Source organism: Corallococcus sicarius (assembly GCF_003611735.1).
Lineage (GTDB): Bacteria > Myxococcota > Myxococcia > Myxococcales > Myxococcaceae > Corallococcus > Corallococcus sicarius.
In genome coordinates, this window is record NZ_RAWG01000342.1 from 1 (window position 1) to 9,706 (window position 9,706).

The window sequence follows — 9,706 nt, forward strand, 5'->3', positions numbered from 1 at the left end:
CCGGGCTCGTGGGCTCGGAGATGGGTATAAGAGACAGGGGGGCGGCGCTTGGGGGGCCTGGGCCCAGACAGGGGTGCCCGGCGCCAGGACCAGGGCCGACAGGGTGACGAGGACAGGGAGGCGCATGGAAGAAGGCAGGCAGCCTAGCCCACGCTGCCACCGTGGACGAAGCCTGCCCGTTCCCCGTCCCTCCATCCGGTCGCGTCCGGAAAGCGGCAGCCGCGCCACAATGCTGATGACGGGGGGCGGCCCCGGTCTACCATCCGCGCTCGCGTAGGATGCGTCGGTGAGGAGAGCAGACGGGATGAGGGTTGGACGGGGCGCACTGCTGATGGCGCTCGCCCTGGGGGCTTGCAGGCCCGGCGCGAGCACGGAAGCGACGGAAGCGAAGGACGCGGGTGCCATCGGGCTTCCGGGCCGGCCTTCCGCGCTGACGATCCCCACGTGCGACGTGCTGCTGCCGGAGGACCTGCGCGACCTCACGCTCAACGGGTTCACGATGAAGGAGGAGCGGGGCTGCCCCACGTGCGGACCGGTCTGCACGTTGCGTTCGGCCGCCCTGCCGGAGGTCTCCGTCTCGTTGGCCTATGACTGCCAGCCGGGCTACGCGGGCGCGGACGTGCGTGCGCTGCTCGCGCCCATGTTGAACGCGGGCGGCGAGGAGGTGTCCGCGCTGGGCCGGGCGGCGGCCCGGCGCAGTCCGGTGGAGGGCATGACACAGGTGGTCGCGTGGGACGACGACACGCCCTGCGTCGTCGTGGTCACCTGGCTGGGCGACGACCCCGACCGCGCGATGGATGTGGCCCGCCTCGCGGTGACGTCGCAACACGGGCTGGGCGACGCGGGCACGGCGCTTCCGCGCCCCGAAGGGGAGAGCCCGCTCGGCAATGCGCCGTTGGAGCCGCTGGACACGCTGACCCTGCCGCGCGCCGGAACGACGGATGTGCTCTCCGCGCCCGCGGGATCCAGGGCGCAGCCGTACGTCGCACCCGCTGCCGTCCCGCGGCCCCGGCGTCCCAGGGTGACGGCCCCCGTGGGGGGAGGACTCGCCCCCGGAGCCGTGGCGCCCTCACTACCGCCGACGGACCCCGCGACCTTGGGAGGAGGGACACCCGCGCCAGCGGTGACGCCACCCCCGCCCGCGAACACGACACCTGGTAGCGACGCAGTGCCCGCCGCGCCGACGGTGGCTCCGCCCCGTCCCACGAACACGGCGCCTCGCAATGAGGCCGTGCCCGCCGCGCCGACGGCCGTGCCACCCGCGCCCACGCCGACACCCGCAGTGCCTGCGCCGACACCCGCGCCTGCGCCGACACCCGCAGTGCCTGCGCCGACACCCGCGCCAGCTGCGCCAACGGCCGCGCCGCCTGCCCCTACGACCGCGCAGCCTGCCCCTACGACCGCGCAGCCTGCGCCGTAAGCCGTCAAGCCCGCGCCACCACCACGCAACCTGCGTCGTAAGCCATCAAGCGGGCTCGGGGCCTCAATCACAGACACCCCGAGCCGGCCCCACGCCGCGCTCACGCTCCAGGGCCTGCATCCCCCCGGAGCGTGCGTGCACGACTACAACGTCTGCAGGTACTCGACGAGGTCGTCCACATCCGCGTCGGAGAGCTGCGCCGTCAGGCCATGCCGGTTCGTCCCACGGTCATTCAACAGGCGGGCCCGGAGGGTGGGCGCGCTGCCGTCATGCAGGTACGGCGCGGTGCGGCCCACGCCCAGCAACGACGGCGTGTTGAGCCCCGCCTTGATGACCGGGTCCGCGTCCCGCAGCGCGCCCTCGCGCACGAACGTGCCCACGTCCGCGTTGGTGTTGTTCGTGAGCACGGCGCCCGCGTGGCAGGTGTCGCACGCCGCCTTCTTGAAGAGCGCCGCGCCGCGCGCCTGCGCCTCCGTCAGCGGCTCGCCGCGGAACGGATTGTCCGTCGCCGGAATCGTGTCGATGAACGCCGCCAGCTTCGCCACCGTGTCGGAGTCCAGCTCCTGGCCCCCCATGCGGTCCTTCACCGTCGCGTTCATGAAGTCCCCCAGACCGGAGAACTCCCCGCTCCAGTGGAAGGGCGCCGTCGACGTCGTCATGCGCCCCGCGAGGCTCGGCGTCTGGCGCGGCCCGTCCGGGAAGCCCCAGACGTGTCCGTCCTCGCGGCCCTCCAGGTGGCACGACGCGCAGGAGATCGCCACCTCCATGCTCGTCATCCGCTCGTCCAGCGCGGAGAAGAACAGCCGCCGGCCCGCCACCGCCATCGGGGGCAGGACGTCGCCCGCGATGGGCAACCGCGTGGGCTCCTCGGACACGGCGTCGATGCCGTCACCGCTGCCCACCAGCGTGCTCACCGTGTGGTCGAACGCGTTGTAGACATACGCCTTGCGACCATCGCGCGTGATGGCGATGCCGTTGGGCCCCGCGCCCACCGACACCATCTGCCGGATGGAGCTCACCCGGCTCGGCAGGTCCTGCCCGGAGCGACGCCACGTGGACATGATGGCCACGTTGTTCGTCTCCTGGTTCACCAGGAACAACCACGCACCGGACGGATCCACCACCGCCGCCGCCGGGCCCTGCACGGGCAGCGTCATCGAAAGGCTGGTGATGAGCGACGTGGGATGGTCCGGCGTCCTGTCCGGCGGCGGCTTGCACTCGTCCAGGTCGTCCACCACCGGCTCCGGCGCCTCGCCGTCCGCGTCGAAGGTGATGAGGCCCGCGGCCACCACCCCTCCGCCTACGTCCGCGCCGCACGGCGTCCCGCCGCCATACAGCGAGTCCCCTCCCTCCTGGATGTCATCTCCCGGCGACGCGGCCAGCGGGTCCTCGCGCGACCAGAGCACCGGCGCGAAGAGCCGCCGCCCATCCGGCGCGCCCAGCAGGTCCACCATGCCGCGCGCGCGGAAGGTCCGCGGCTTCTTCGGTGCGGGCGAAGGCAGGGGGGTCTCCAGGGCCGTGACGGACCGGGGCGACGACGCCGCGTTGGCCCGCGCGTTCAGGTCCGTGCCTGCACGCAGCACCCGGGGCCGGTCCGCGTCCGACAGGTCCACCGTCATCACGTCGCCCTGGCGGAACAGCGACACCGCCGCCTTGCGGCCGTCCTCCAGCAGCGCGATGCCGCGCGGCTCCTCGCCCAGCGGCAGCTCCCAGCGCGCCGTGAGCGAATCCGTGTCGATGGCGGTGAGGCTGCCGTGCGCGGCCGTCGTGCGCGTGGCGCTGTTCACCACGTACAGCGTGTCTCCGTCCGGAGACACCACGAGCCCCGTGGGCTCCACGCCCACGTCGATGCGCGCCGCCTCCACCGCGTCACCCCGGCGGATGACGGACACGCTGCGCCCGCCCCGGTTCGTCACGTAGATGGTGTCATCCGGGCCCACCGTCACGCGCTCCGGCCGGGGACCCACCCGCACCTCGCCCACCTTCTCCTGGCGGGCGGTGTCCACCACCGCGAGGACGCCGTTGTCGGTATCCACCACGTAGAGCAGCGCGTCATCCCGGCTGAGCGCCACGGAGCCGGAGGCATTGCTCCAGGTGCCCGCCACCTCGCGCTCCTTGCACCCCGAAAGCACCAGCGTCACCGCGCACAGCGCAGCCCATCCCTGCCGTCGCATCGGAAAGCCTTCCCCTCCCGTGAGGCCCGCGCGTTCCTGTCCTGCGCGCGCTGAAGCCCCACGGCCAGTCGGGAGCGTGCCGGCCCTGCTCACACGCCGTCCCGAGGGCCGCATGCTCGCCCACCCGTCCACCGGAAGTCGATGCCCTCCACACCCGCCGTGTGGACCCGGACAATGTGGGGAAGCCGCCCCTGTCCCACAAACACCCCGAGCACCCGGCCCCTGTCGCGTGTAGATACCGGGTTCGTGCTACGCCCCGCGCCCGTCATCCTCAGCTTCCGGCGCACGTTCGCGCTGCTCCTGCTGCTGATCGTGCTGCCCTCCGCCGGCCTGTCGGGCTTCGGCATCGTGGCCATCATCAACGAGCGCGCCGCGGTGGAGAAACGCCTGGAGGCCGCCTGGCGCGGCACGCTCGCGGACCTGTCCGCGGAGGTGCCCCGGGCGCTCAATGGCGGACGGCTGGAGCCGGCGGACGACGGACGGCTGGCGTTCCTGCTGGAGGACGACCAGGAGGTGTCCGACCCGGAGGGGACCTTCCACGTCGAGAACGGCCTCGTGCGCACCCGGGATCCGCAGCTCGCGGAGGCCCTGGCGGCGCTGGTGCCGGAGGCCGCCTCCCTCCCCACGGTGCCCACCGTCTTCTCGCTCGCCACCGGGAACCGGGCGGTGATGGTGGCCGCCGAGCGCCAGGGCACCCAGGTGCGCGGCGTGCGGCTGTCCGGCATCGCGTTGGACAGGCTCCTGGCCGACAAGGCCCAGGGGCGGGCCACGTCGGAGCCGGTGCTCTTCACGCTGCTGCCCGTACCGCGCGACACCACCAGCGAGGGCGGGCTCGTCAACCGGCTGATGTCGGAGGTCGCCCAGGCCCGGCAGAACGCGCTGGGGCAGCCGGTGCTCGCGGAGCGGGTGCTGTCCCCACCGCTGCAGGACTTCCGCCTCGTCGTGCTGCCCACCGGCGAGGACCCCATCGCCAGCGCCTCCACGCGCAACCGCGCCGTGTACGGCGTGCTGCTGGGCCTCTTCTACCTGACGCTCACCTTCGGCGTCGTCTACACCGGCCGCGTGCTCTACCGCGAGGCGCGCCTGTCCCGGATGAAGACGGACTTCGTGTCGCTGGTGAGCCATGAGCTGCGCACGCCGCTCACCTCCATCCGCATGTTCATCGAGACGCTGGCCCTGGGACGCTTCAAGGACCCCGCGCAGATGCAGGAGGTGTTGGATCTGCTCACGCGGGAGACGGAGCGCCTGTCGGACCTCATCGAGCGGGTGCTGGACTGGGCCCGCATCGAGAGCGGCCGCAAGGTGTACCAGCGCGAGCCCCTGCCGGTGGCGGACGTGGTGGACGCCGCGGTGGCGGCCTTCCGCGCGCAGCGGCTGGGTGACGACATGGAGCTGAAGGTGGAGGTGGAGCGCGCGCTGCCGCCGGTGGAGGTGGACCGCGTCGCGGTCGCGGGCGCGCTGCTCAACCTGTTGCAGAATGCCTACAAGTACAGCGGGCCCACGAACCGGAAGATCTCACTCCGGGCACAGAGGGACGGCAGACACGTGAACCTGTCGGTGGAGGACAACGGGGTGGGAATCGCCAGGAAGGACCGCAAGCGCATCTTCGAGCGCTTCTACCGGGTGGACAACCTGCTCACGCGCAAGACGGAGGGCAGCGGCCTGGGGCTCGCCATCAGCAAGCGCATCGTGGAGGCGCACGGCGGCCGCATCACCGTGCAGAGCGAACCCGGCCAGGGCAGCCGCTTCACCCTCCAGCTCCCGGCGGGCCGCTCATGAGCAACGGCAGTGAAGAGAAGCCGCGCCGCATCCTGGTGGTGGAGGACGACCTGTCCATCCTCACCGGCGTGTCCATGAACCTGCGCTTCGAAGGGTACGAGGTCCTCCAGGCGCAGGACGGCCGCACGGGCCTGGCCAAGGCGCTGGACGAGGCCCCGGACCTGCTGGTGTTGGACCTGATGCTCCCGGAGCTCAACGGCTACGAGGTCATCCGCGAGCTGCGCCAGCGCGGCCGGGACACGCCCGTGGTGGTGCTGTCCGCCCGGGGCCAGGAGTCGGACAAAATCCTGGGCCTCAACCTGGGCGCGGATGACTACGTGGTGAAGCCCTTCGGCCTCCAGGAGCTGCTCGCGCGCATCAAGGCGGTGCTGCGCCGCAGGTTCGGGGCCACGGGCACCACTGCGCCGCCGGTGACGTTCGGGGACGTGAAGGTGGACCTGGCCCTGCGCACCGTGGCGCGCGACGGGCAGCCGGTGGAGCTGACGGCGCAGGAGTTCAAGCTGCTCGCGCACTTCCTCGCGCACCCGGGCCGCACCTTCACCCGCGAGGAGCTGCTGTCCGGCGCGTGGGGCTACCACTACGAGGGCAGCGCGCGCACGGTGGACAACTTCATGCGCCAGCTGCGGCTCAAGTTCGAAGCCGACCCGGAGGCGCCCCGGCACTTCCTCACCGTGCGCGGCCTGGGCTACCGCTTCGAGCGCTGAAGGTGCTTCCGAGCCGTCGCCTCACAGCCCGGCGACGCCAATCTGGCGCAGGTCCTCCAGGTCGAAGGGCTTGCCGTCGAAGCGGCCGTAGCGCTCGCGGGGCGTGAGGCCGCTGGCGGTGAGCGCGGTCTCCAGTTCCTCGGGGAGGAAGTGGCGCAGCTTGAGGCGGCGGATGGGGCTGGGGCCGCCGGGCGTGCGCCGCTCGCGCAGGTGCAGGGCGAACAGCGGGCGGCGGGGCTCCACCGCGGCGCCGGGCTCGTCCTCGTCGCGCGGCAGCACCGGTTCGCGCGGGGCGTTGAGCACGTCGTAGACGAAGGTGCCGCCGGGGGCCAGGTGGTGGATGACGGTGGCGAGGAACGCCTCCACGTCGTCGCGGCCGGCCATCAGCCCCAGCGCGTGCTGCGGGGCGAGCACCAGCGGGAACTTCTCCGGCAGCCGCAGCGCGCGCAGGTCCGCGGTCATCAGGCGCGTGCGCGCGGAGACCTCCGGGCTCTCCGAAGCGCGGCGCTCCTCGGCGGAGCGGATCATCACCTCCGACGGATCCACGCCCACGGTGGCGAAGCCGTGGCCGGACAGGGCCCAGGGCACGCGGCCATTGGCGGCGCCCAGCACCAGGACGGGCGCGCCGTGTTCGGACGCCTGTCGCGTGTAGAAGACGAGGTCCGGCTCCTGTCCCACGAGGGACAGCGGGGTGCGGCCGCGTGCGTCGTTCCCTGCCATGTCCCAGGCCCTAGCACGGTTGGGGGGCGCTCCGGGACCCCCGGCATGCCCACAGTGGGCAATCGTTTGCCCACCTGCTGTCTGGCACCGGACGCCGTCATCGGCTGCCCGTCCCGTCCGGGCTGGCACCCTCCTTGCCTTGGGTTGGCCGCATTACGGGGGGCCCGCTGAGGGGAACTCCGCCTAGAGCAAGCACGAGGTGTGGGAACCATGAGGCACGGGTGGCGGTGGACGGGAGCGGTCCTGCTGGTGGGAGCGCTGGGGTGGACGGGCTGTGGAGGGGACAACGGCGACACGCGCGGCGTGGACGACCCGGCGCCCATCGAGGATCCGCAGGGAAACCCGCAGGTGCCGGACGCGGGCACGTCGCGCCCTGACGCGGGCACGGGCGGCACGGACGCGGGCACGGGTGGCACGGATGCCGGTACGGGAGGCACCGACGCAGGCACGGGCGGGACGGATGCCGGCACGGGTGGCACGGACGCGGGCACCACGGATCCCGGTGAGACGAAATACACGCTGCCATCCGCGCCGGGCTGGTCCTTCTACGGCCGCGAGCAGGGCGGTCCCCGCTTCGTCTACGGCGTGTCCGCGGATGAAGGCGGAAACGTCTGGGTGGCGGGCGGAGAAGAGGGCCTGTTCCTTCTGAAGAAGGGGGAGTCCACCTTCAAGAAGTTCACGATGGCGGACGGCCTGCGCCCCTACGGCTACATGCCGGATGGAAGCGCCCCGCCCGGTACGCCCTACCTCAAGGTCATCTCGGTCGCGGGCGCCTGGGATGGCGCGGTCTTCGTCGGATACGAGGGCAAGCCGCCGCCGCCGGGCTTCGCGCCGTGCGAGGGCGAGTGGGATGTCGCGGCAAACGACAACCGTCCCGCCGATGCCAGCATCTACAAGAGCGGCGACGCGGACCGCGTGGAGCTGCGCGCCGACGGCACCCTCAAGGTCGTGCACTACGACATCTCTTCCGGCCCGGGCGTGGTGAGCGGCTACGAGCGACGGGAGAAGCTCTGCAACGTCTACCGGCTCGCCTACGACAAGGATTCAGACCCCAAGAAGAGCAGCGTCTGGTTCGGCGGCAACCACGGCTTCGCTCGCGGGGATGCCCACTACGAGGGCAACCCGACGTGCAATGGGAAGCTGGCGTGCTCCGGCGTCGAGGAGCACAGCCACCCTGCCTACAGCGCGTTCATCTACAGCGACTACAAGAACGACCAGGTGCGGCACGGCACCAACTACAGCGCGTACAAGGTCCGGGACGCACTCCTGACGGACGCCTACTACGGCGTCGCGCCCCTTCCCAATCACGACGTCTGGTTCGGCGGCGCCAACCGCTCCACCAAGTACTACTACGGCTCCAACGGCAACGACTTCTGGGACGCGCAGTCCATGACGGAGAACGCGGAGTACAAGTGGAACCGCCGCGACCTCTGGACGGATGCGGTGGGAGAGAAGGAATGGCCCTACGCCCGCCCCGAGCAGCGGACGGAGGACATGGTCTCGGCGATGGCCATCGTCCCCGCGGCGAACCTGGCGGACATCAAGGTCTGGGTGGGCTCGTTCGCCAACGGCCTCATCCAACTGGACGCTGAAGGGAACGTCCTGCGCAGCCTCAAGAACGACCTCATCGCCCCGCATGTGGCCAGCGTCGCGGTGGATCCCCTGGACAACAGTGCCTGGGCGGGAACGGCCTGGGGCGGTGGCATCAGCCGCGTGGGCGGAGGCGTCACGAAGTACAGCTACTCGCTCTTCGGCAGCCAGCTCTCCGCGATGCGCATTCCGGACATCCAGGTGGACCGCTCAGGGGCCCGCCGCCGCATGCTGGTGGCCTTCGAGGGCATCGCGCCGAAGACCGGCCCCGTCACGCCGGGCGCCATCGGCATCTACGAAGGCGACTGAGCGCTAACACACACGTCGCTTCATGACTGAGCGGCTGCCTTGACTCCAGGGCAGCCGCTTTTCTATTCACCAGACGTCAGTCCATTCCAGCATTTGGCATACACGCAGCAGTCCATCCGACTTCAGACCGCTGGCATCGCCAGGAATGGGCCTGGGCTCCGTCATCCCGTACGGGAACAAGAACCCCTTCGACTTCGGTCAGACCCAGTACTGGGTCCTCAGCAACGTGCTGGTGGACTGCCAGGACCAGGACGTCACCGGCGTCTACCTGGCGTTCTCTGATCACATCGCCATCATGACTACACCCGAACCCACCGGACGGGCGGCACGCTCTTCTACCAACCCGCGCTGGTGGGTGGCGTCTTCTCCAGCGAGAACAACCTCTTCTTCCATCCCACGGGCGCACGCTTCCGGTTGAACAACACCGCGGGCTTCACCCTGGCGAACTGGCAGGCGCAGAGTCCGTTCGACCATGCGGGGAGCGCCCCCACCCTCAGCCACGAAGGCAATCCCCTCTTCCGCCCAGTGGTCACGCGACTGGCATGAACTGGGCTACACGAACGCGAGCATCTGGTCCGTCGCGACGTCGCCGGATGGGCATGTCTTCGCCTCTGGCAACACGTCCCACAGCATGGCCCTGTGGAAGTTCACGTCCGGAGGGTTGCGCGTCTGGCAGGCGCCCGTGGGCGTGGGTGGAGCCGCGTATACCTATGCCGTCGGCATCGCCGTTGACCTCCACGGAGACGTCGTCACCGGCGGCTCCACCTTCGGCAGCATCTTCGCCCCCAGCCAGGGAGGGCCTGATGATGCCTGGCTCGTGAAGTACCCGGGGCAGTGAAGGGCACAACCTGGGCTCTGCGGCCACCTCTCACACCGCGAGAAACATCCCGGCGCGCAGGCTTTTGACGCATCGTGCCCGGCCGGCGGCCGGCCGGGCACCACCTTCCGACAGACAGCACGCTCGGGCCGGAAGCCGACTAGAATGCCGGCCCGGCATGCCCCCCGTTCCC

General features: G+C 71.1%; 8 protein-coding genes. 6 read left to right on the forward strand and 2 right to left on the reverse strand.

Annotated elements, in window-relative coordinates; genetic code table 11:
* Positions 1-304: 304 nt before the first annotated feature.
* Positions 305-1,420, forward strand: coding sequence for a hypothetical protein (locus D7X12_RS43835; protein ID WP_208719476.1), 1,116 nt, complete (start codon positions 305-307; stop codon positions 1,418-1,420).
* Between the two features lie 143 nt (positions 1,421-1,563).
* On the opposite strand, the gene D7X12_RS34805 is transcribed toward D7X12_RS43835, so the two are convergent.
* Entirely contained in the window at positions 1,564-3,594 is a 2,031-nt protein-coding gene (locus tag D7X12_RS34805; protein WP_120629513.1) for a c-type cytochrome, read from the reverse strand.
* A 246-nt stretch (positions 3,595-3,840) separates the two neighbouring features.
* On the opposite strand from D7X12_RS34805, the gene D7X12_RS34810 reads away from it, so the two are divergent.
* Both D7X12_RS34810 and D7X12_RS34815 read left to right on the forward strand, forming a co-directional pair.
* Complete coding sequence (locus tag D7X12_RS34810) at positions 3,841-5,373, forward strand: sensor histidine kinase (RefSeq protein WP_244224957.1); 1,533 nt, start codon at positions 3,841-3,843, stop codon at positions 5,371-5,373.
* The gene (locus D7X12_RS34815) at positions 5,370-6,077 is read left to right on the forward strand and encodes a response regulator transcription factor (RefSeq protein ID WP_120629515.1); all 708 of its coding nucleotides are present in this window, start codon (positions 5,370-5,372) and stop codon (positions 6,075-6,077) included. The genes D7X12_RS34810 and D7X12_RS34815 overlap by 4 nt, the downstream gene beginning before the upstream one ends.
* 21 nt (positions 6,078-6,098) lie before the next feature.
* Here D7X12_RS34815 and D7X12_RS34820 read toward each other — a convergent pair whose 3' ends face one another.
* A complete protein-coding gene (locus tag D7X12_RS34820; protein ID WP_120629516.1) occupies positions 6,099-6,797 on the reverse strand; it encodes a class I SAM-dependent methyltransferase in 699 nt (232 codons plus the stop codon).
* Positions 6,798-7,007: 210 nt separating this feature from the next.
* On the opposite strand from D7X12_RS34820, the gene D7X12_RS34825 reads away from it, so the two are divergent.
* From D7X12_RS34825 to D7X12_RS34835, 3 genes are all read left to right on the forward strand, one after another.
* Positions 7,008-8,696: a hypothetical protein gene (locus tag D7X12_RS34825; protein ID WP_120629517.1), complete on the forward strand. Its 1,689-nt coding sequence runs from the start codon at positions 7,008-7,010 to the stop codon at positions 8,694-8,696.
* Between the two features lie 351 nt (positions 8,697-9,047).
* The gene (locus D7X12_RS34830) at positions 9,048-9,242 is read left to right on the forward strand and encodes a hypothetical protein (RefSeq protein WP_120629518.1); all 195 of its coding nucleotides are present in this window, start codon (positions 9,048-9,050) and stop codon (positions 9,240-9,242) included.
* Positions 9,243-9,327: 85 nt separating this feature from the next.
* Positions 9,328-9,534, forward strand: a complete 207-nt coding sequence (locus D7X12_RS34835; protein ID WP_120629519.1) for a hypothetical protein — start codon at positions 9,328-9,330, stop codon at positions 9,532-9,534.
* Positions 9,535-9,706: the final 172 nt, after the last annotated feature.